20 protein-coding genes and 1 other RNA gene are annotated in these 19,376 nt (G+C 69.2%); 17 read left to right on the forward strand and 4 right to left on the reverse strand.

Going from position 1 to position 19,376, the window contains the following annotated elements:
* Window positions 1–575 precede the first annotated feature (575 nt).
* On the reverse strand, window positions 576–872 hold the full coding sequence (locus tag V5F66_RS11685; protein WP_394093911.1) for a GIY-YIG nuclease family protein: 297 nt from the start codon (window positions 870–872) through the stop codon (window positions 576–578).
* Between the two features lie 164 nt (window positions 873–1,036).
* Between V5F66_RS11685 and ffs the strand changes: the two genes are divergently transcribed.
* From ffs to V5F66_RS11710, 5 genes are all read left to right on the forward strand, one after another.
* Window positions 1,037–1,134, forward strand: an RNA gene (ffs, locus tag V5F66_RS11690) — signal recognition particle sRNA small type.
* 217 nt (window positions 1,135–1,351) lie between these two features.
* Complete coding sequence (locus V5F66_RS11695; protein ID WP_394031565.1) at window positions 1,352–1,615, forward strand: hypothetical protein; 264 nt, start codon at window positions 1,352–1,354, stop codon at window positions 1,613–1,615.
* A 138-nt stretch (window positions 1,616–1,753) separates the two neighbouring features.
* The gene (locus V5F66_RS11700) at window positions 1,754–3,619 is read left to right on the forward strand and encodes a DNA polymerase III subunit gamma/tau (RefSeq protein ID WP_394093912.1); all 1,866 of its coding nucleotides are present in this window, start codon (window positions 1,754–1,756) and stop codon (window positions 3,617–3,619) included.
* Window positions 3,620–3,731: 112 nt separating this feature from the next.
* Window positions 3,732–4,052 carry a YbaB/EbfC family nucleoid-associated protein gene (locus V5F66_RS11705; RefSeq protein ID WP_012114195.1) on the forward strand — a complete coding sequence of 107 codons (321 nt, stop codon included), beginning with the start codon at window positions 3,732–3,734 and terminating at the stop codon, window positions 4,050–4,052.
* 285 nt (window positions 4,053–4,337) lie between these two features.
* The gene (locus V5F66_RS11710) at window positions 4,338–6,680 is read left to right on the forward strand and encodes a Tex family protein (protein ID WP_394093913.1); all 2,343 of its coding nucleotides are present in this window, start codon (window positions 4,338–4,340) and stop codon (window positions 6,678–6,680) included.
* Window positions 6,681–6,748: 68 nt separating this feature from the next.
* On the opposite strand, the gene V5F66_RS11715 is transcribed toward V5F66_RS11710, so the two are convergent.
* A complete protein-coding gene (locus V5F66_RS11715; protein WP_393999415.1) occupies window positions 6,749–7,048 on the reverse strand; it encodes a hypothetical protein in 300 nt (99 codons plus the stop codon).
* 255 nt (window positions 7,049–7,303) lie between these two features.
* On the opposite strand from V5F66_RS11715, the gene V5F66_RS11720 reads away from it, so the two are divergent.
* From V5F66_RS11720 to V5F66_RS11755, 8 genes are all read left to right on the forward strand, one after another.
* Window positions 7,304–7,750 carry a host attachment protein gene (locus V5F66_RS11720; protein WP_394093914.1) on the forward strand — a complete coding sequence of 149 codons (447 nt, stop codon included), beginning with the start codon at window positions 7,304–7,306 and terminating at the stop codon, window positions 7,748–7,750.
* 82 nt (window positions 7,751–7,832) lie between these two features.
* On the forward strand, window positions 7,833–8,339 hold the full coding sequence (locus tag V5F66_RS11725) for a TspO/MBR family protein (protein WP_394093915.1): 507 nt from the start codon (window positions 7,833–7,835) through the stop codon (window positions 8,337–8,339).
* A gap of 32 nt (window positions 8,340–8,371) precedes the next feature.
* Window positions 8,372–8,566, forward strand: coding sequence for a twin transmembrane helix small protein (locus V5F66_RS11730; protein ID WP_012114190.1), 195 nt, complete (start codon window positions 8,372–8,374; stop codon window positions 8,564–8,566).
* Between the two features lie 42 nt (window positions 8,567–8,608).
* Window positions 8,609–9,190 (forward strand): cob(I)yrinic acid a,c-diamide adenosyltransferase, encoded by a 582-nt coding sequence (locus V5F66_RS11735; protein WP_394093916.1) that lies wholly within the window; start codon window positions 8,609–8,611, stop codon window positions 9,188–9,190.
* 193 nt (window positions 9,191–9,383) lie between these two features.
* Window positions 9,384–10,115 carry a rhomboid family intramembrane serine protease gene (locus V5F66_RS11740; RefSeq protein WP_394093917.1) on the forward strand — a complete coding sequence of 244 codons (732 nt, stop codon included), beginning with the start codon at window positions 9,384–9,386 and terminating at the stop codon, window positions 10,113–10,115.
* A 180-nt stretch (window positions 10,116–10,295) separates the two neighbouring features.
* Window positions 10,296–11,045 (forward strand): electron transfer flavoprotein subunit beta/FixA family protein, encoded by a 750-nt coding sequence (locus V5F66_RS11745; protein WP_393999412.1) that lies wholly within the window; start codon window positions 10,296–10,298, stop codon window positions 11,043–11,045.
* A complete protein-coding gene (locus V5F66_RS11750; RefSeq protein ID WP_393999411.1) occupies window positions 11,045–11,989 on the forward strand; it encodes an electron transfer flavoprotein subunit alpha/FixB family protein in 945 nt (314 codons plus the stop codon). The genes V5F66_RS11745 and V5F66_RS11750 overlap by 1 nt, the downstream gene beginning before the upstream one ends.
* A 141-nt stretch (window positions 11,990–12,130) precedes the next feature.
* A complete protein-coding gene (locus tag V5F66_RS11755; protein WP_012114184.1) occupies window positions 12,131–13,012 on the forward strand; it encodes a 3-hydroxybutyryl-CoA dehydrogenase in 882 nt (293 codons plus the stop codon).
* A gap of 71 nt (window positions 13,013–13,083) precedes the next feature.
* On the opposite strand, the gene V5F66_RS11760 is transcribed toward V5F66_RS11755, so the two are convergent.
* The gene (locus V5F66_RS11760; RefSeq protein WP_394093918.1) at window positions 13,084–14,505 is read right to left on the reverse strand and encodes an ATP-binding protein; all 1,422 of its coding nucleotides are present in this window, start codon (window positions 14,503–14,505) and stop codon (window positions 13,084–13,086) included.
* Window positions 14,502–15,287 (reverse strand): response regulator, encoded by a 786-nt coding sequence (locus V5F66_RS11765; protein WP_012114180.1) that lies wholly within the window; start codon window positions 15,285–15,287, stop codon window positions 14,502–14,504. The genes V5F66_RS11760 and V5F66_RS11765 overlap by 4 nt, the downstream gene beginning before the upstream one ends.
* A gap of 140 nt (window positions 15,288–15,427) precedes the next feature.
* Here V5F66_RS11765 and V5F66_RS11770 point away from each other — a divergent pair, with 140 nt between their 5' ends.
* The 4 genes from V5F66_RS11770 (at window position 15,428) to V5F66_RS11785 (ending at window position 19,375) form a co-directional block, all read left to right on the forward strand.
* Entirely contained in the window at window positions 15,428–16,129 is a 702-nt protein-coding gene (locus V5F66_RS11770) for a hypothetical protein (RefSeq protein WP_394093919.1), read from the forward strand.
* A 252-nt stretch (window positions 16,130–16,381) separates the two neighbouring features.
* Window positions 16,382–17,395, forward strand: a complete 1,014-nt coding sequence (locus tag V5F66_RS11775) for a substrate-binding domain-containing protein (protein WP_012114178.1) — start codon at window positions 16,382–16,384, stop codon at window positions 17,393–17,395.
* A 30-nt stretch (window positions 17,396–17,425) separates the two neighbouring features.
* Complete coding sequence (locus V5F66_RS11780) at window positions 17,426–18,454, forward strand: ABC transporter substrate-binding protein (RefSeq protein ID WP_393999408.1); 1,029 nt, start codon at window positions 17,426–17,428, stop codon at window positions 18,452–18,454.
* A 102-nt stretch (window positions 18,455–18,556) separates the two neighbouring features.
* Window positions 18,557–19,375, forward strand: coding sequence for an ABC transporter permease (locus V5F66_RS11785; RefSeq protein ID WP_394052293.1), 819 nt, complete (start codon window positions 18,557–18,559; stop codon window positions 19,373–19,375).
* The last annotated feature ends 1 nt before the right edge of the window (window position 19,376 follow it).

The following is a 19,376-nucleotide window of genomic DNA, read 5'->3' on the forward strand; positions in this document are numbered from 1 at the left end:
GGTCCGGGTGAAAACAGCCCCAACGCGCCCGACTCGGGTTTTCGTCCGGCCTCCCGTCCCTGTCCCTCACATAAGCGCCTGCGGCCTGCCGATAGATGCTCCGGTCAAGCCGGAGCATGACGGCGGCTTGGGGTGAAGGGCGCAGCACGAGCGCCGGGGGCCCTCCCATGACGGCGCCTTCTCCCCACCGTCGCCCTCCGGCTTGACCGGAGGGTCCATCGCCCCGCCGGGAACCGCGCGGGGCGGGGCCATGGATGCTCCGGTCAAGCCGGAGCATGACGGCGGTTTGGGGTCGAGGGCGCGGCACGAGCGCCGGGGACATTCTCATGGCGGGGCCTTCTCCCCACCGTCGCCCTCCGGCTTGACCGGAGGGCCCATCTCACCACCGCGCACCGCGCTGGGCGCGACCATGGATGCTCCGGTCAAGCCGGAGCATGACGGCGGTTTGGGGTGGAGGGCGCGGCACGAGCGCCGGGGGACCTTCCCATGACGGGGCTTTCCTCCCACCGTCGCCCTCCGGCTTGACCGGAGGGTCCATCGCCCCGCCGGGCACCGCGCCGGGGCGGGACCATGCTTCAGCCAAGCGCGATCTCGTCGAACAGGTCCCGCCATTCGGGATTGTGCTTCTCCACCAGATCGATCTTCCATTGCCGCAGCCATGCCTTCAGCCGCTTCTCGCGCTGAATGGCGGCCATCGCCGTCTCGTGTGTCTCGAACCAGACGAGGCGCTGGATATGGTAGCGGCTGGTGAAGCCAGGTCCGGTTTCAAGCCGGTGCTCGAACACGCGGCGCGTCAGGTCATTGGTCACGCCCACATAGAGCGTCCCGCGGGGCTTGCTGGCGAGGAGATAGACGAAGTAGCGCCGCTCCATGCTCAAGCTCCGCTGCGGTGGCGGCTACATTGCACCTTGAGCCGGCCGCTTCGCCAGCGGTCCCATGGATGCTCCGGTCAAGCCGGAGCATGACGACTTTTGAGGTAGACACGCGGCTTTGGCGCCCCCTTGCATCCCTCCCCCGCCCCTGCCATATAGCCCTCGGGAGGTTGGCGGTGGACGAGCCACTCGCCAACCGGGTCAGGTCCGGAAGGAAGCAGCCCCAACGAGCCCGACTCGGGTCTTCGTCCAGCCTCCCACCTTATCGATCCTCGCATCGCAAAGTCCCGCCCGCAGCGCCGTCAAGGTGCGCGGGGGGCCTTTGGCGTGAGGAGCCTGGGCGTTGCGGCTTGGGCGTAGGGGCTTGGGCGTTGGCGCTTCCCCGCCGCGCCTCCCCTCGCCCTGTGAATTGCCGCGCCCCGGTCGCAATCCGGATCGGATTTGGGGATAAGACAGGCCACCGTTCCAAGGAGGCTCCCATGTGGGTCGTCGTCGTCCTCGTCCTCAGCGCCCTCGTCAAGCCGGAAGCGGTGGTCAACCGCGACAATTCCTATCCCACCGAGGAGGCCTGCAAGGCCGCCATCGCCAAGAACGTGCCCGCCCGGCTCGATGCCAAGCACAAGGAAGCCGTGGCCGAGGGCTACCGCCGCTACGTCTGCATCCGCGTCCCCGCCGCGGAAGCGCCCAAGGCCGAGGCTCCGAAGGCCGACGCGCCGAAGGTTGAGGCCCCCAAGGCCAAGTGAGGCGCCGAAGGCCCGTTGCACAAGCGCGGCCGGCAGCGTTTTGCCGGCCCGCCCATCGACGCGGGCGACCGCGATGCTATGTATGGGGCAGGTGCATCCTAGGGCAGGCATCCCCTGCACATCCCCAAAGGCAGCTTCATGAGCGAGGACACCCACGCGCACCAGGACGATGACGGGCCGAATCCGGGGCTAGGCCTCGACCTCGGCGCCCCGTCCGCCCCCGCGCGTCCGGCTCCGACCTCGGAGGCCCCCGCCGCCTATCGGGTGCTGGCCCGCAAATACCGCCCGCAGAATTTCACCGACCTCATCGGCCAGGAGGCCATGGTCCGCACCCTGAGGAATGCCTTCTCCTCCGGGCGTATCGCGCAGGCCTATATCCTCACCGGTGTGCGCGGCGTGGGCAAGACCACCACCGCGCGCATCCTCGCCCGCGCGCTGAACTACGAGCCGATGGATGGCAGCGCCGGCGGGCCCAGCCTCGACCTGTCGGTGATGGGCAGGCAATGCCGCGACATCATCGAATCGCGCCATGTGGACGTGATGGAGATGGACGCCGCGTCCAACACCTCCATCAACGACATCCGCGAGATCATCGAGAGCGCCCGCTACCGCCCGGTGATGGCGCGCTACAAGGTCTACATCATCGACGAAGTGCACATGCTCTCCACGGCGGCCTTCAACGGCCTGTTGAAGACGCTGGAAGAGCCGCCGGAGCATGTGAAGTTCATCTTCGCCACCACCGAGATCCGCAAGGTGCCGGTCACCGTGCTGTCGCGCTGCCAGCGCTTCGACCTGCGGCGCGTGGAGGCCGGCGAGCTGGCGGCGCATCTTGCCGGCATCTGCGCCAAGGAAGGCGTCACCATCGAGCCGGAGGCCCTTGCCATCGTGGCGCGGGCGGCGGAAGGCTCAGTGCGCGACAGCCTCTCCCTGCTCGACCAGGCCATCGCCCATGGCGGCGGCGCGGTGGGCGCGGAAGAGGTGCGGCGGCTGCTGGGCCTTGCCGACAAGGGCCGCGTCATCGACCTGTTCGAGGCGCTGATGAAGGGCGAGATGGCCCGCGCGCTCTCCGAATTCCGCGACCAGTATGATGCCGGCGCCGATCCGGCGGTGATCCTCACGGATCTGGCCGAATTCACCCATCTGGTCACCCGCCTCAAGATCATGCCCGACGCGGCGCAGGATGCAGCCCTCGTGGAAGCCGAACGGGTGCGCGGGTTGGAGATGGCGCAGGGCCTGTCCATGCGGGTGCTGGCGCGGGCGTGGCAGATGCTCACCAAGGGTATCGGCGAGGTGCAGCAGGCTCCCAAGCCCGCCCAGGCGGCGGAAATGGCGCTGGTGCGCCTCGGCTACGCCACCGATCTGCCCACCCCGGACGAAGCCCTGCGGCGCCTGAAAGACCAGCCTGTTACCGACGCCCCGGCCCCGCCCTCCGCCCCCTCTGGCGGCGGCGGTGGAGGGGGCGGCAGCGCACGCCTGTCCCTCGCCCCCCGCCCCGCAGAGGCGCGTCCGCAGATGCGCTCCGCGCCAGTGGCGGCCGTGGCGGCTCCGGCGGCCGGTCCCCGTCTCGCCAGCCTTGCCGACGTGGCACAGTATGTCGCCGCCAAGCGCGACCTCGCCCTGAAGCATGCGGTCGAGACATCGCTGCGTCCGGTGCATGTGGAGGAGGGCCGCATCGAGGTGGCGCTGGCGCCCGGTGCCCCCGCCAGCGTCATTCAAGACCTCTCCCGCAAGCTCTCGGACTGGACCGGCCGTCGCTGGCTGGTCTCCATCTCCTCGCAGGCGGGCGGGCCGACCCTGGCGGAGGAGAATGCGGCGGTGAAGGCCGAGCGGGAGGAGGGCATCAAGGCCCATCCGCTGGTGGCCGCCGTGCTCGCCCGCTTCCCCGGCGCCGAGGTGGTTGACGTGCGGACCCGCGAGGAAGCGCCCATCGACACCGAGGTGCTCGCCCCCTCGGAAGAAGACCTTTATGCCGGCCCCGGGGCCGACGACGAACTCGAATACTAGAGCGTTTTCGAGCGAAGTGGATACCGGTTCGCGTGAAGAAAACGCGTAGGTTCAATGATCGGTCCGCGCGGCGCCGAGCGCCGCCGCGCGCCATGACAGGGAGATGAAGTCCATGCGCGACCTGATGGGGATGATGAAGCAGGCCAAGGAGCTTCAGGACCGCATGCAGCAGATGCAGGCGGAACTGGAGCAGGTCGAGGTGGAAGGCGCCTCCGGCGGCGGCCTGGTCACCGTGCGCGTCACCGCTAAGGGCGAATGCAAGGCCGTGCGCATCGACCCCTCCCTCGTTAAGCCCGACGAGGTGGAGATCCTGGAAGACCTCCTCGTCGCCGCCCTGGGCGATGCCCGCGTGAAGGCCGAGCGGGTGATGCAGGAGAAGATGAAGAGCCTCACCGGCGGCCTTGCCCTGCCGCCGGGCCTGAACCTGTTCTGACAGACTGATCAAGCATTCCCAGGATGGGCGCTCGTTACCCCATCCTGAACTTTAGCGCCGTCATGGCCGGGCTTGTCCCGGCCATCCACTCGGAGAGGCTGGGAAATACTTTCACATCCTGTCCCAAGCGGTTCGGCGTAGATGCCCGGGACAAGCCCGGCCATGACGGGAGTGATCGCAGCTCCGAGACGCTTTTCCACCGCGGACGGCGGGGCCTGGTTACCGCATCGTGACAGCGTCCCGTTGGTCCGGTATGGGGCGTGCCCCGATTCCGAAGGAGAGCCCATGGCTGCCGCCGCACCGCAGGGAATGAGCGAGACCATCGCCCGCATCATCGCCGCCGAGATCAGCGCCCGCCCGGCGCAGGTCAGCGCGGCCGTGTCCCTCATCGACGAAGGCGCCACGGTTCCCTTCATCGCCCGCTACCGCAAGGAGGTCACGGGCGGCCTCGACGACACCCAGCTGCGCACCCTGGAAGAACGCCTGTCCTACCTGCGCGAGCTGGAGGCGCGGCGCGCCGCCGTGCTGTCCTCCATCGACGGGCAGGGCAAGCTTTCCGACGAATTGCGCGGCAAGATCGACGCCGCCACCACCAAGGCGGAGCTGGAGGACCTCTACCTCCCCTACAAGCCCAAGCGACGCACCAAGGCGGAGATCGCCCGCGAGAAGGGGCTGGGGCCGCTGGCCGAGGCCCTCCTCGCCGACCGGTCCGTCGCCCCCGCCGAGCGCGCGGCGGCGTTCCTCAACGAGCAGGTGGTAGACATCAAGGCGGCGCTGGACGGCGCGCGCGACATCCTGGTGGAGACTTTCGCGGAGAATGCGGAACTGGTGGGCCGCCTGCGCGCGCATCTGAAGGCCAATGCCGTGCTTAAGGCCAGGGTGGCCGAGGGCAAGGAGGAGGCGGGCGCCAAGTTCCGCGATTATTTCGACCATTCGGAAAAATGGGCCACCGCCCCCAGCCACCGCGTGCTCGCCATGCTGCGCGGCCGCAATGAAGAGATGCTGACGCTGGACCTGGTGGTGGACGAGGACGCCACCACCCCGGTGAAGCCCGCCGAGCGCATCGTGGCGGAAGCCTTCGCCATTCCGCTGGCCAACGGCGCGCCCGCCGATGGCTTCCTGCTGGAGGTGGCCCGCTGGGCATGGCGGGCGAAGCTCTCGCTCCACCTCACCGTGGAGCTGATGGGCGAAATGCGGGAGCGGGCGGAGGAAGAGGCCATCCGCGTGTTCGCCCGCAACCTCAAGGACCTGCTGCTGGCCGCCCCCGCCGGATCGCGCGCCACCATGGGCCTCGACCCCGGTATCCGCACCGGCGTGAAGGTGGCGGTGGTGGACGGCACCGGCAAGCTCATTGCCACCTCCACCGTCTATCCCTTCCAGCCGCGCAACGACGTGCAGGGGGCGAGCGCGGCGCTGGCCCACCTCATCCGTCAGCACAAGGTGGAGCTGATCGCCATCGGCAACGGCACCGCGAGCCGCGAGACCGACAAGCTGGTGGCCGATCTCCTTGGCATGCTGCCGCCACCCCACCCCATCAAGGTGGTGGTGAGCGAGGCCGGCGCCTCGGTCTATTCCGCCTCCGCCACCGCCGCGGCCGAAATGCCGGACATCGACGTGTCGATCCGCGGCGCCGTCTCCATCGCCCGCCGCCTGCAAGACCCGCTGGCGGAGTTGGTGAAGATCGAGCCCAAGGCCATCGGGGTGGGCCAATACCAGCACGACGTGGACCAGGCCCGCCTCGCCAAGGCTCTCGACGCGGTGGTGGAGGATGCGGTGAATGCCGTGGGGGTGGATCTCAACACCGCCTCTGCCTCGCTGCTCGCCCGCGTGTCAGGCCTCGGCGCCTCGCTGGCGGAGGCCATCGTCGCCCATCGCAACACGGTGGGGCCGTTCAAGACCCGCAAGGAGTTGCTGAAGGTTGCGCGCCTCGGGCCTAGGACGTTCGAGCTGTCCGCGGGCTTCCTGCGCATCGCCGAGGGGACGGAGCCGCTGGATGCCTCCGCCGTGCATCCGGAAGCCTATGACCTCGCCAAGAAGATCGTCGCCGCCTGCGGGCGGGACGTGCGCGCCCTCATGGGCGACACGGCGGCACTGAAGGCGCTGGACCCGCGCGCCTTCGTGGACGAGCGCTTCGGCCTGCCCACGGTGCGTGACATTCTCTCGGAGTTGGAGAAGCCCGGCCGCGACCCGCGCCCGCAGTTCAAGACCGCCACCTTCGCCGAGGGGGTGAACGAGATGAGTGATCTCAAGCCCGGCATGGTTCTGGAAGGCACGGTGACCAATGTGGCCGCCTTCGGCGCCTTCGTGGACATCGGCGTGCATCAGGACGGGCTGGTCCACGTCTCGGCGCTGGCCGACCGGTTCGTGAAGGACCCCCACGAGGTGGTGAAGGCCGGCGACGTGGTGAAGGTGCGGGTGGTGGAAGTGGATGTGAAGCGCAAGCGCATCGCCCTCTCCATGCGCAAGGACGATGCCGGCGGGCGGCCCCCCGCCGGCCGTCCCCAGGACCAGCGCCCGAATGAGCCGCGCCAGAACGACACCCGCCGGAGCCCGCCGCCGAAGGACAAGCCCGCCCAGGGCGCGTTCGGCGCTGCCCTCGCCGACGCCCTGCGGCGCAAGGGCCAGTAGGTCCGCAAACGAAAGGGCCGGGCAATGCCCGGCCTTTCAACGACCTGACGGTTCACAAGACTGCCGCCTCAGCGGCCCGCATGCACCCGCGCCAGCCGCGGCACCAGACGGGTGAGGCGGATGCGACGGCCGCGCGGCGGCTCGTCCTTGTCGCTCATGAGCATCACGGCAAAGCCCATCTGCACGCTGCCGAAGGTCACGCCGAGTGCCAGGGTAAGCACGATGAGCGCCAGCGGGCCATCGGGAGAGGTGGCGAACAGGGTGCCCAGATGCGCCACGTCGAATGCAGCGAGGAGCGCGACGAAGACGGCGGCCACGCCGACGCCGATCACCGCGTGCCGCAGCAGGAAACGAACGAGAAATGGCATCGCGAGGCCTCCCCTCCTGAGCCCATGACTTGGAACGACCAAGCGGGCTTGGGGTTTCCGTATCGAAAATGGTCTCACGCGCCTTTGATGGCGGCAAGGGCCCCCCTGCCGTCACAAAGTCGCAGGACACGCCATATCAAGGCGAAACAGTCAAGGCGGCGCCATCAAGGTGCCGGGGCGCCAAGGCGTCCAGGATCACGTCGTATCCGGCGTCACTGAAGAAGGCGTCGGCGTAATAACAACGGGAGGCAGCACATGACGAAGCACGACAAGACCCACCGCCTGGTGGTGGTCTGCGATGGTGCCAAGGCCATCCTTCTGGCCGATGCCGGCACCGCCCTCGTCCCGCAACTCAGCGTCCTCGAAAGCTACGACGAACCCCATCCCGGCACCGCCGCCCTCGGCACCGACCGGCCCGGCCGGGTCCATGAATCCGCCACCACCGCGCGCAGCGCCATGGAAGAGACCGATCTGCACGCGCAGGCGGAAGCCGCGTTTCTCGGCCGCGTGGCCGCCCGGCTCGGCGTGATGGTGGAGGCCGGGACGGCGCCGGAGCGCATCCTCCTGGTGGCGCCGCCGCGGGCCCTCGGCACCCTGCGCGGCGCGCTGAGCGCCAAGGTTAAGGGCCGCGTGGACGGGGAAATCGCCAAGGACCTCGTCATGCTGCCGGTGGAGGAAATCAGCCGCCACATCGTGAGCTGAGCCATAGCCGCAGCTTGGGAATCTCGGGAAACGATCCGTCCCGGCACCGCGTTCGAATAAGTTCGAACGCAAAAGGTGGCCCATGTCGCTGATCCAATCGAGATCCTTTTCCCCCTGCGCCGTCTCGCGGCTGAGGCTCCTCGCCTGCCTTGCACTGGTGGGGGTGGTTGCGGCGGTGGGCGGCGCCGTAACGGCCCCCGCCATTCCCGCTTGGTATCAGGGTCTTCACAAGCCGGCGTGGACCCCGCCCAACGCGGCGTTTCCCATCGCCTGGACCATCCTCTACATCCTGATGGCGCTGTCGCTCTGGCGGCTGTGGGACAAGGTCGCCCCGTCGCCGGCGCGGCGCACCGCCATCGGCCTGTTCCTCGCCCAGCTGGCGCTGAATGCGCTGTGGTCGCCCGTCTTCTTCGGGCTGCACGCGCCGGTGGCGGGGCTCGTCGTCATCCTCGCTCTCATCGTCGTTCTGGCCCTCGCAGTGCGGGCCGCCTTCCGGGTGGACCGCACGGCGGGAGGGCTGCTGGTGCCCTATCTCGCCTGGGTGTGCTACGCCTCCACCCTGAATGCAGCTATCGTCTTCCTCAACTGACGCGGCCCTACCGCGTCCCCGAGGTCTGCCCCATGCTCCACTGGTCCATCTATCTCTTCATCCCGCTGGCTCTGGCCCTGGTGGCAGGGGTTCTGATCCTCGGCCTGTTCAATGTCGCCTCGGGCGGCTCGCCCCAACGGTCCCAGCGGCTGATGCAGTTGCGCGTGCTGTTCCAGTTCGGCGCCATCATCCTGGTGATGATCACCATCTTCGCCATGGGGCGGTGAGCTGGGTCGGCACGCTCGGACGCTGAGAGGAACTGCAGCCAGATGGTGAAGCTGAACAAGATCTACACGCGCACCGGCGACGACGGCACCACGGGGCTCGGCACCGGCGCGCGGGTACCCAAATACGACCTGCGCGTGGACGCCTACGGCGCGGTGGACGAGACCAACGCCGCCATCGGCCTCGCCCGCCTGCATCTTTCGGGCGAAGCGGTGCTCGATGCCATGCTCATGCGTGTGCAGAATGACCTGTTCGATCTCGGCGCCGACCTGTGCGTGCCCCCTAAGGCGGACGAGGCGGCGGGCGCGGCGCTGCGTATCCTTCCGGCGCAGGTGAGCCGGCTGGAAAGCGACATCGACCTGCTGAATGCCGAGCTGTCGCCCCTCACCTCCTTCATCCTGCCGGCGGGATCGCCGGCATCCGCCCACCTGCATTTCGCCCGCACCGTCTGCCGGCGCGCCGAGCGCATCATGGTGGAGTTGTCGCACCAGCCGGACGAGAGCGTGGGCGGGCCGGCCATCCACTATGTGAACCGCCTGTCGGACCTGTTGTTCGTGGCCGGCCGCTACGCCAACGCCCGCGGCGCCGCCGACGTGCTCTGGGTGCCGGGAGCCAGCCGTACCTGACGCCGAGCCGGCCCCACGAGGCGGCCTCCAGGCAAGTGATGAGGGCGCACCCTCCGCCCACCGGCGGGGTGGCGCGTCCCGGATCGTCACTCCGGCGCATTTTCTTCGCGCGGTCCGCTGCCCCCTCCACCCGAAAATACTCTAGGCTTCCGGCCATGGGCGCGCACAGGGCGCCCGTGGAAGACCTTGGGCCATGTTCCTCCCCATCGCCGACGCCAACCCGCTGGAGCATGTGCGGCACGCCTACGTCACCTGGGCGCTGCTGGCGCTCAACCTGTTCGTGTTCCTGGCGCTCCAGCACGGCGCCTTCGGCGCGGTGAGCGAGGCCGGCACCCTCGCCTTCGGCACCATTCCGGCGGTGGTGACGGGCGAGGCGGTGCTGCCGGAAGGCTATGCGCGCATTCCCGCGCCCTTCAGCCTCGTCACCTACATGTTCCTGCACGGCGGCTGGCTGCACCTCATCGGCAACATGACGTTCCTGTTCGTGTTCGGCGACAATGTGGAAGACGCGCTTGGCCACGTCCGCTTCCTCGCCTTCTACCTGTTGTGCGGCGCCCTGGCGGCGAGCGCCCACGTGCTGGCGAACCCCGCCTCGGAAGCGCCTCTGGTGGGAGCGTCGGGCGCGGTGGCAGGGGTGATCGCCGCCTATCTGGTGCTGCACCCCAATATCCGCCTGTGGGCGCTGGTGCTCATGAAGATCCCGCTGCGCGTGCCGGCCTATTGGGCCATCGGCGCGTGGTTCACCCTCCAGATCTGGCAGATCCTGGTGAGCCGCGACCAGGACACCGCATGGTGGGCCCATGTGGGCGGTTTCGTTGCCGGAGCGCTGCTGGTGACCGTGATGCGCCGGCCGGGGGTGGCGCTGCTGGATACCGACCCCTCCGGAGTGCCGAGCCGGCAGGCGCCGCGGAAGAACGAGCCGTAGAAGATCTGCAAATCCAACTTTAGCAGACCTTGAAAGCGCGAGCGTTGACACACTTTCTGGCCCCTCCTACGTTGCCGGCCCGCACAAAATGCTGCAATGCAGGGACGACGCGGAAGACTGGAAGACCGGTGCGATTTTTCGACTGCCGGTCGATATTTCGGGAACGGGGAGCACGCCTCAATGAAGATCCTGGTGCCCGTTAAGCGGGTGGTGGATTACAACGTGAAGGTCCGGGTGAAATCGGACGGGTCGGGCGTAGAGCTCGCCAACGTCAAGATGTCCATGAACCCGTTCGACGAGATCGCGGTAGAAGAGGCGCTGCGCCTGAAGGAAGCCGGCAAGGCCACCGAGGTGATCGCCGTCTCCATCGGCCCGGCGCAGGCCTCCGAGACCCTGCGCACCGCCCTCGCCATGGGCGCCGACCGCGGCATCCTGGTGAAGGTGGACGGGGTGGTGGAGCCCCTCGCTGTCGCCAAGATCCTCAAGGGCGTGGTGGGCGAGGAAGCCCCCGGCCTCGTCATCCTTGGCAAGCAGGCCATCGACGACGACTGCAACCAGACCGGCCAGATGCTGGCCGCCCTCCTGGGGTGGCCGCAGGGCACCTTCGCCTCCAAGGTCGTGATCGAGGACGGCGGCGTCGCTGTCACCCGCGAGATCGACGGCGGCCTGCAGACCGTGAAGCTCAACGGCCCGGCCATCGTCACCACGGACCTGCGCCTCAACGAGCCGCGCTACGCCTCGCTGCCCAACATCATGAAGGCGAAGAAGAAGCCCATCGCCGAGAAGACGCCCGCCGACTACGGCGTGGACGTTGCCCCGCGCCTCACCGTGCTCTCCACCGCGGAACCCGCGGGCCGCAAGGCGGGCGTGAAGGTGGGCTCGGTGGCCGAGCTGGTGGCGAAGCTCAAGGATGAGGCGGGGGTGATCTGATGGCAACTTTGCTGCTCGCCGAACACGACAATTCGGCTCTCAACGGCGTCACCGCCAAGGCGCTCAGCGCCGCCGCCGCCCTCGGTGGCCCGGTGCACATCCTGGTGGCCGGCCAGAACGCCAAGGGCGTCGCCGATGCCGCGGCCAAGCTTTCCGGCGTGGAAAAGGTGCTGCTGGCGGACGACGCGCTCTATGCGCATCGCCTCGCCGAGCCGCTCGCCGCGCTCATCGTGGCGCTGGCCCCCGGCTATGACGCCATCGTCGGCCCCTCCACGGCGGTGGCCAAGAACGTGCTGCCGCGCGTGGCCGCCCTGCTGGACGTGATGCAGGTGTCGGACATCACCAAGGTGGTGGCTCCCGACACGTTCGAGCGGCCCATCTATGCGGGCAACGCCATTCAGACCGTGAAGTCCTCGGACGCCAAGAAGGTGATCACGGTGCGCACCGCCTCCTTTGGCGCCACCGGCGAGGGTAGCTCCGCCGCGGTCGAGGCCATCGCGGCGGTGGCCGATCCCGGCGTCTCCACCTTCGTGGAGGAGACCATCGCGGCCTCCGACCGTCCGGAGCTGACGGCGGCGAAGATCATCGTCTCCGGCGGCCGCGCCCTGGGCTCGCGGGAGAAGTTCGCCGAGCTGATCGAGCCGCTGGCCGACGTGCTGGGCGCGGCGGTGGGCGCCTCGCGCGCCGCGGTGGACGCGGGCTATGCCCCCAACGACTGGCAGGTGGGCCAGACCGGCAAGGTGGTGGCCCCGGAGCTGTACATCGCGCTGGGCATTTCCGGCGCCATCCAGCATCTGGCCGGCATGAAGGACAGCAAGGTCATCGTCGCCGTCAACAAGGACGAGGAGGCCCCCATCTTCCAGGTGGCCGACTACGGCCTCGTCGGCGACATCAACACCGTCATCCCCGAGCTCAAGGCGGAACTCGCCAAGGCGAAGGGATAAGGCCAAAGCGTTTTCGCGCGCGGTGCCCCCCATTCAACGCGGCGCGAAAATGATCTAGAAACGAGCGGCCGGGCACGCCCCGGCCGCTGCCATCAGGGGCGCCGGCTCCTCCCCCCGGCTTCAAGGTGAAACGAGAGAATCATGCCGCTCGAGATCAAGAAGGTCGGGGTCATCGGCGCAGGCCAGATGGGCAACGGCATCGCGCACGTCTGCGCCCTCGCCGGCTATGACGTATTCATCCATGACGCGGACCCCGACCGCATTCGCTCCGGCCTTGCCACCATCAACGGCAACATGGCCAAGCAGGTCTCCAAAGGCACCGTGACCGAGGAAGCCCGGCAGGTGGCCCTCGCCCGCATCGGCATGGCCGAGCGCACCGAGGACTTGGCCGACTGCGACCTCGTCATCGAATCGGCCACCGAGAAGGAAGAGGTGAAGCGCAAGATCTTCACCGGCCTCTGCCAGGTGCTGCGGCCCGACGCGCTGCTCGCCTCCAACACCTCGTCCATCTCCATCACGCGCCTCGCCGCCGCCACCGACCGCCCCGAGCGCTTCATCGGCATTCACTTCATGAATCCGGTGCCGCTGATGGAGCTGGTGGAGCTGGTGCGCGGCATCGCCACCGACGACGACACCTTCGAAAGCTCGAAGCAGTTCGTCACCCGGCTTCACAAGACCTATGCGGTGGCCGAGGACTTCCCGGCTTTCATCGTCAACCGCATCCTTTTGCCCATGATCAACGAGGCCATCTACACCCTCTACGAGGGCGTCGGCAGCGTGGATTCCATCGACCGGGCCATGAAGCTCGGCGCGAACCATCCTATGGGACCGCTGCAGCTGGCCGACTTCATCGGCCTCGACACCTGCCTGGCGGTCATGCAGGTGCTGCACGAGGGCCTAGCGGACTCCAAGTACCGCCCCTGTCCGCTGCTGGTGAAATATGTCGAAGCCGGATGGCTCGGCCGCAAGACCCAGCGCGGCTTCTACGATTATCGCGGCGAGAAGCCGGTCCCGACCCGCTGAGCCCCCGCAGGGCGGCCTCAAGGCCGCCCGCTTGCCGGAGCGTCATGCGCGTCGCCCCCCTCCCCGCGCCCTCACCCCTCCACGGCGACCCCCGGCAGTTCCACCCGCTGCAGCAGGCCGCCGCCCGGCCGGTTGGCGAGGGTGAGGCGGCCGCCGTGGCGCGAGACGATCTCGTTGGCGATGGCAAGCCCCAGCCCCGCGCCGGGAATCTTGACCTGGCGCGCCGGATCCACCCGGAAGAACGGCTCGAACACCTGCCCCATCAGCGCCTCGGGAATGCCGGGGCCGTCATCCTCGATGAGCAGCACCACCCGGCCGGCCTCGGCGCTGACAGACACCCGCGCGCCGCCGCCATGGGTGGCGGCATTGACCACCAGGTTGCGCACCGCCCGCTTCAGCGACAAGGGCCGCCCGCGCACCGCCGCCGGTGATGCACGCACGAGGCGGACGGGCCGGCGCGCCTCGACCACTTCGGCGACAACACCATCCACCAGATCGTCGAGACGCACGATCTCCTCCGGTCCACCTTCCACCTCCTCGCGCACCAGCCGGATGGCGCTGTCGGCGATGCGGTCGAGTTCCTCCAGGTCGGACAGCCACTGGGCGCGCTCCTCGTCATCGGGGATGAACTCGGCGCGCAGGCGCATGCGGGTGAGCGGCGTGCGCAGGTCGTGGGCGGCGCCGGCCACGATGCGCATCCGGCTGTCCATGGCGACCTTGAGGCGCGCCGACAGGCGGTTGATGGCGGCCGCCGCCGCGCGCACCTCCGTCGGCCCCTCCTCTGGCAGCACCGGCAGTTCGCCGTCAGGGCCAATGCGCCCGGCCGCCTCCTCGATGAGGGACAGGGGCTTGGTCAGCCTCCGCACAGCAAACACCACCACCAGCGTCACCCCCGCCACCATGAAGGCGAGCCAGGTGGCAAAGCCGAAGGTCCCGCCCGGCGGTCCGGAGGGCGGGCCCATGGGACCGAAGCGCCGCTGGATCACCAGCCAGCGCCCGTCGGCAAGGCCGAGCGCCGTAAGCGCGGGACCCTCATCAGGGCCAGAATGGTCCGGGCCCGGCCGCCCCGGGTCCACATTGGGCGGTCCCGGCTCACCTGGCCCGGCTTGACCTGGGCCCGGGGGGCCGAATCCGGCCTGGCCTGGACCTTTCTGGCTTGCGGGTCCCGGCCGCAACACCCGCACCGGCATCCTGCGGCCGAGACGGGCGAGACCGTCGGCCAGCATGCGCGTGGCCACCTGGTCGATCTCGCCGTCGGGCGGCGCCTTCTGGATCACCCCGCGCCCCCCGCCGAACACGGTCACAGGCGCGCCCGTGACCGGCACCGCCGCCGCCAGATCGGCGAGGAGGGCGATGTCCTGAGCCTTGTCGCCTTCGTCAAAGGGGGGCCATTCGGGATGGGTCAGAAAGAAAGAGGCGACGTTGGCCAGCGCCGTCACCACCAGAACGGCCACCACCAGAAGCGCGGTTACCTGCGCGCGCAGGGTCCTCACGAGGCGTCCTCCCGGTCCACCCGCACCGCCAGCTGATAGCCGCCGTTGCGCAGGGTCTTCAGGATCTGGAACGCGCCCTGGTCGCCGAGCTTGCGCCGCAGGCGGCTCACCAGCACGTCCACCGAGCGGTCGAACGGCCCGGCCTCGCGGCCACGGGTGATGTCCAGCAACTGCTCGCGGGAGAGGATGCGGCCCGGCCGCTCCAGGAACGCCATCAGCAGGTCGAACTCGGCGCCAGTGAGCGCCACCTCCACTCCCTCGGCATCGGTCACGCGGCGCAGCTCCGGCTCGGCGCGGAAGCGGGCGAAGCGGAAGGCGGTGGCCGCCACCGGCTCCGGCTCGGCCGCGCCGGTGCGCCGCAGCACGGCGCGGATGCGCGCCACCAGCTCGCGCGGGTTGAACGGCTTGCCGAGATAATCGTCGGCGCCGATCTCCAGCCCGATGATGCGGTCCACATCCTCCTTCAGCGCGGTGAGCAGGATGACGGGGATCTTCGAGCGGTTGCGCAGGGCGCGGCACAAATCGAGGCCGGAGGCGTCCGGCAGCATCAGGTCGAGCACCACGAAGTCGATGCGCTGGGTGGCGAGCTTCTCCTCCATCTCCCGCCCGTCGCCGGCCGTGGTGACGCGGAAGCCCTGGGCCGCCAGGTAGCGCCCGAGCAATTTCCGGATTTCGAGATCGTCATCGACGACGAGAATATGCGTTGCGCCTTCGGACTGCACCGGCGTCTCCTTTTCGCCGAGTCTAGCGGAGACCCGCCTCCGCCGCGCCCTCCATTGCATCGAAGCGTTGCCTGCGGGCTCTCAGCAACATTGCGATACAAATTCGCCCACCGCCGACACCTTGGGACATGTCCCGACCTTCGCCAGCAACGGGAGGGGGTGAAGGTGCCTTCAACCTGAAGAAAGACAGGAGGCACTCCATGATCTTCAAGCCCCTGCGCACCAAGCTTCTTGCTGGCGCGGCCCTCGCCCTCGTGGCGGGATGCGCACTCGCTGCGTCCATGTCCGCCCCCGCCGCCTCGAAGACCCAGGACCGGCTGCCGCAGGCCACGAGCGCACCGGTTCGCTTCGCTGCCCTCGCGATGGAAGGCCAGCCGCTGCCGCCGGACGTGCCCCCGGACCTGCCCCGCATCCCGCCGCCCCCCGGTCTTGACGAGGCCGGCGCGCCGGCGCGCCCCGGCCATCCACGAGACGCCGCCGGACCGCGCGGTGGCCCGCCCCCCGGCGGTCCGCTGGGGCTCGCCCAGGCTCTCGCCGCTGCCGAAACCGCCATCGGCGTCCGGCCGAACCAGATGGACGCCTGGCGCGACTTCACCGACGCCTTCCAGGCCGCCCTTCCCCCGCCCCCGCCGCCTCCGGGCGCGCCCGTCCCGCCCCCTGCCGCCCCGGCCGCGGCGCCCGCCCCCTTCGCCCTCGTCAACGCCCTTGCGGTGCGCGACGAGGAGGCCGGCCGGGCCGGAACACGGCTGAGGCAGGCGGTGGAAGCGCTGAAGGCGCGCCTGTCCCCGGACCAGCTCCAGCGGCTGGCGCAGATCGAGCCGGCGCTGCTGCCACCGCCGCCCCCCGGCCTCGTTCCGCCCGGCGCACGCCGCGGCCCCCCAGATCGCCTCCCACCCCGGTGAGGCTCAGCGAAGGAAGGGAGTCTCGCCGCCCTTGATCCTCCCTTCCCCACAGCGGGCGTGCTCCGGCACGCCCGCTGTCCGCGTTTGCACATGTGGTCAGGGTCACCGGGATCCGCTGCGAGACGCACAGCCGAGGTCCCGTTTCAAAGGATCGCGCCAACGGTCATATGCCTGTCGTGCTTTGTAGAATAAGTTCCTGAAAACGATTTCACGGACTGGACGGCCTCCAGTCGCCGGCTTCAGGATCGCTGGATGGCACGCATCGTCACCATTCGCACCGTCGCCGAACGCGCCGGCTGCTCCATCGCCACCGTCAGCCGGGTCATCAACCGCTCGGCCCCCACCAGCACAGCTGTTGAGGCGCGCGTGCGGGCCGCCGTCGCTGAACTCGGCTTCCGCCCGAGCGAGATCGGCCGCGCGCTGAAGACCCTGCGCACCCGGACGCTAGGCGTGGTCATCCCCAGCCTGACCAACCCGGTGTTCGCAGCCTCGGTGGCCGGCATGCAGTCGGCGGCGCGGGAGCGGCAGCACACGTTGCTGCTCACCGCCACCGATTACGAGCCCGGTGCCGAGGCCGAGTTGGTGGAGACGCTGGTCGCCCAGAACGTGGCCGGCCTCATCCTCACTGTCGCCGATGCCTGCGAGAATGCCACCCTCGACCTGCTGGAGGCGGAGGGCATCCCCTACGTGCTGGTCCACAACGAACCGGCCCGCCCCGGCCGGGCCGCCGTGTGCGTGGACAACGCCGGCGCCACCTGCGCCCTCACCGAGACCATGATCGCGGCCGGCCACCGGCGCATCGCCTATCTCGCCGGCCGCTTCGCCACCTCCGATCGCGCCCGCCGCCGCTTTGAGGGCTACCGCGCCGCCATGGAAGCGGCGGGCCTTGAGCCCGAGGGTCCCCTCGAGCTCGATTATCTCGGCGATGCGCCGAGCCATGCCGAGGCCCTCGCCGGCCTCTTTCGCGCCGGAGCGCCGCCCACGGCGGCGCTCTGCTCCAACGACCTGCTCGCCCTGTCCGTGGTCGGGGCCCTGCGCACGCTGGGGCTCCGCGTGCCGGACGACATCTCCGTTGCCGGCTTCGACGGCATTGCCCTGGGCGGGGCGGTTCACCCCACCCTCGCCACGGTGGATACGCCCACCCGCCTCATGGGGGAGCACGCGGTGGCGATGCTCTTCACCATGATCGAGACGGGCGCCACGCCCCGTGTCGAGCACCTGCCGTTTACGCTCCGCCCCGGCGGAACGCTTGCGTCCAGAGTTTAGAACGCCCCTCTCCTTCTCCCGAGGCCAGCCATGCGCCCCACCCTTCCCCGCCTCCTCAAAGCCGGCGCCTTTGCCGCTCTCGCCCTCGCGACGCTTCCCCTCGCCGGCCGGCCGGCCGCGGCGGCGGACGCCATCTGCTACAATTGCCCGCCCGAATGGGCCGACTGGGGCAGCATGCTGAAGGCCATCAAGGCCGACACCGGCATCGACGTGCCGCAGGACAACAAGAATTCCGGCCAGTCCCTCACCCAGATCATTGCCGAGAAGGCGAGCCCGGTGGCGGATGTGGCCTATCTGGGCGTCACCTTCGGCATCAAGGCCAAGGACGCCGGCGTGACCCAGCCCTACGAGCCCAAGGGCTTCGCCGACATCCCGGACGGACTGAAGGACAAGGATGGCAACTGGTTTACCATCCACTCCGGCACCCTCGGCATGTTCGTGAACAAGGACGCGCTCGGCGGCGCGCCGGTGCCGGCCTGCTGGGCCGACCTGCTGAAACCGGAATACAAGGGCCTCGTCGGCTATCTCGATCCCACCAGCGCCTTCGTGGGCTATGTGGGCGCGGTGGCGGTGAACGGCGCCATGGGCGGCTCGCTGGACGACTTCAAGCCGGGCATCGAATACTTCAAGAAGCTGCAGGCGAACCAGCCCATCGTGCCGAAGCAGACCTCCTACGCCCGCGTGGTCTCCGGCGAGATCCCGATCCTGTTCGACTACGACTTCAACGCCTACCGCGCCCGCTACTCGGACATGGGCCACTTCGAGTTCGTCATCCCGTGCGAGGGCAGCGTGGTGGTGCCCTATGTGATGACCATGGTGAAGGGCGCCCCCCACCCGGAAGCGGCCAAAAAGGTGCTGGACTACGTGCTCTCCGACAAGGGCCAGACCATGTGGGCCAAGGCCTATCTGCGCCCGGCCCGCGACATCAAGCTGCCGCCGGAGGTGGCGAGCCGCTTCCTGCCCGCCGCCGACTATGCCCGCGCCAAGCCGGTGGACTACGCCAAGATGGAAGCCGCCCAGAAGGCCTTCTCGGAAGCCTATCTGAACGCGGTGAAGTGAGGGCTACGAGCCGCGGCAAAGCCCTCTCCCGTTTGCGGGGGAGGGAGCCCGACTGTCCTTGCGCCGCCATCACCCCGGCACTCTCCAACCCGGTCCCACCCCATGCACAGCGCCGACCGCCTCGCCCGCCTGTTCCTGCTGCCGCTGTTCCTGTTCGTGGCGGCGTTTTTCCTGCTGCCCATGGTGCGGCTCATCGGCGTGGCTGGCTCCGGGCCAAACGGCATGGCGGAATATCTCGCCATTCTCACCAACCCGCGTCACTTCGCGACCCTCGTCGCCACCTTGACGCTCTCGGCCGCAGTGACGGCGGCGACGCTGGCCATCGGCACGGTGGTGGCCCTGTTCCTCGCCCGCAACCGCTTCTTCGGCCGACCGCTGCTGGTGTCCCTGCTAACCCTGCCGCTGGCCTTTCCTGGCGTGGTGGTGGGCTTCATGGTGATCCTGCTGGCAGGGCGGCAGGGGCTGCTCTCCAGCCTCTCCATGGGGCTCGGGATGGGGCGGTGGGTATTCGCCTATTCCATGGCCGGGCTGTTCGCCGGCTATGTCTATTTTTCCCTGCCCCGGGTGCTGGTCACCCTCATGGCGGCGGTGGAGAAGCTGGACCCGGCGCTGGAGGAGGCCGCCCGCTCGCTGGGCGCCAGCCCGGCGCAGGTGCTGCGGGACGTGACCCTGCCCGGCATCGCCCCGGCGCTCATGGCCTCCGGCGCCATTGCGTTTGCCACCGCCATGGGCGCCTTCGGCACCGCCTTCACGCTGGCGACACGCATCGATGTGCTGGCCATGACCATCTATACGGAGTTCACCCTGAACGCGAACTTCGCCACGGCCGCCGCCCTTTCCATCGCGCTCGGCCTCATCACCTGGGTGGTGCTCGCGCTGGCGCGCAATCTCGCGGGCGCCGGCGTGGCGGCGGCGGGGTGAG

Origin of the sequence: Xanthobacter versatilis (genome assembly GCF_043193975.1) — a bacterium.
Lineage (GTDB): Bacteria > Pseudomonadota > Alphaproteobacteria > Rhizobiales > Xanthobacteraceae > Xanthobacter > Xanthobacter autotrophicus_E.

What these genes read in the sequence shown, in the direction of transcription:
- V5F66_RS11685 (WP_394093911.1), bottom strand. Translation starts at nt 872, where the DNA reads ATGGAGCGGCGCTACTTCGTCTATCTCCTCGCCAGCAAGCCCCGCGGG.
- V5F66_RS11695 (WP_394031565.1), top strand. Translation starts at nt 1,352, where the DNA reads ATGTGGGTCGTCGTCGTCCTCGTCCTCAGCGCCCTCGTCAAGCCGGAA.
- V5F66_RS11700 (WP_394093912.1), top strand. Translation starts at nt 1,754, where the DNA reads ATGAGCGAGGACACCCACGCGCACCAGGACGATGACGGGCCGAATCCG.
- V5F66_RS11705 (WP_012114195.1), top strand. Translation starts at nt 3,732, where the DNA reads ATGCGCGACCTGATGGGGATGATGAAGCAGGCCAAGGAGCTTCAGGAC.
- V5F66_RS11710 (WP_394093913.1), top strand. Translation starts at nt 4,338, where the DNA reads ATGGCTGCCGCCGCACCGCAGGGAATGAGCGAGACCATCGCCCGCATC.
- V5F66_RS11715 (WP_393999415.1), bottom strand. Translation starts at nt 7,048, where the DNA reads ATGCCATTTCTCGTTCGTTTCCTGCTGCGGCACGCGGTGATCGGCGTC.
- V5F66_RS11720 (WP_394093914.1), top strand. Translation starts at nt 7,304, where the DNA reads ATGACGAAGCACGACAAGACCCACCGCCTGGTGGTGGTCTGCGATGGT.
- V5F66_RS11725 (WP_394093915.1), top strand. Translation starts at nt 7,833, where the DNA reads ATGTCGCTGATCCAATCGAGATCCTTTTCCCCCTGCGCCGTCTCGCGG.
- V5F66_RS11730 (WP_012114190.1), top strand. Translation starts at nt 8,372, where the DNA reads ATGCTCCACTGGTCCATCTATCTCTTCATCCCGCTGGCTCTGGCCCTG.
- V5F66_RS11735 (WP_394093916.1), top strand. Translation starts at nt 8,609, where the DNA reads ATGGTGAAGCTGAACAAGATCTACACGCGCACCGGCGACGACGGCACC.
- V5F66_RS11740 (WP_394093917.1), top strand. Translation starts at nt 9,384, where the DNA reads ATGTTCCTCCCCATCGCCGACGCCAACCCGCTGGAGCATGTGCGGCAC.
- V5F66_RS11745 (WP_393999412.1), top strand. Translation starts at nt 10,296, where the DNA reads ATGAAGATCCTGGTGCCCGTTAAGCGGGTGGTGGATTACAACGTGAAG.
- V5F66_RS11750 (WP_393999411.1), top strand. Translation starts at nt 11,045, where the DNA reads ATGGCAACTTTGCTGCTCGCCGAACACGACAATTCGGCTCTCAACGGC.
- V5F66_RS11755 (WP_012114184.1), top strand. Translation starts at nt 12,131, where the DNA reads ATGCCGCTCGAGATCAAGAAGGTCGGGGTCATCGGCGCAGGCCAGATG.
- V5F66_RS11765 (WP_012114180.1), bottom strand. Translation starts at nt 15,287, where the DNA reads ATGCAATGGAGGGCGCGGCGGAGGCGGGTCTCCGCTAGACTCGGCGAA.
- V5F66_RS11770 (WP_394093919.1), top strand. Translation starts at nt 15,428, where the DNA reads ATGATCTTCAAGCCCCTGCGCACCAAGCTTCTTGCTGGCGCGGCCCTC.
- V5F66_RS11775 (WP_012114178.1), top strand. Translation starts at nt 16,382, where the DNA reads ATGGCACGCATCGTCACCATTCGCACCGTCGCCGAACGCGCCGGCTGC.
- V5F66_RS11780 (WP_393999408.1), top strand. Translation starts at nt 17,426, where the DNA reads ATGCGCCCCACCCTTCCCCGCCTCCTCAAAGCCGGCGCCTTTGCCGCT.
- V5F66_RS11785 (WP_394052293.1), top strand. Translation starts at nt 18,557, where the DNA reads ATGCACAGCGCCGACCGCCTCGCCCGCCTGTTCCTGCTGCCGCTGTTC.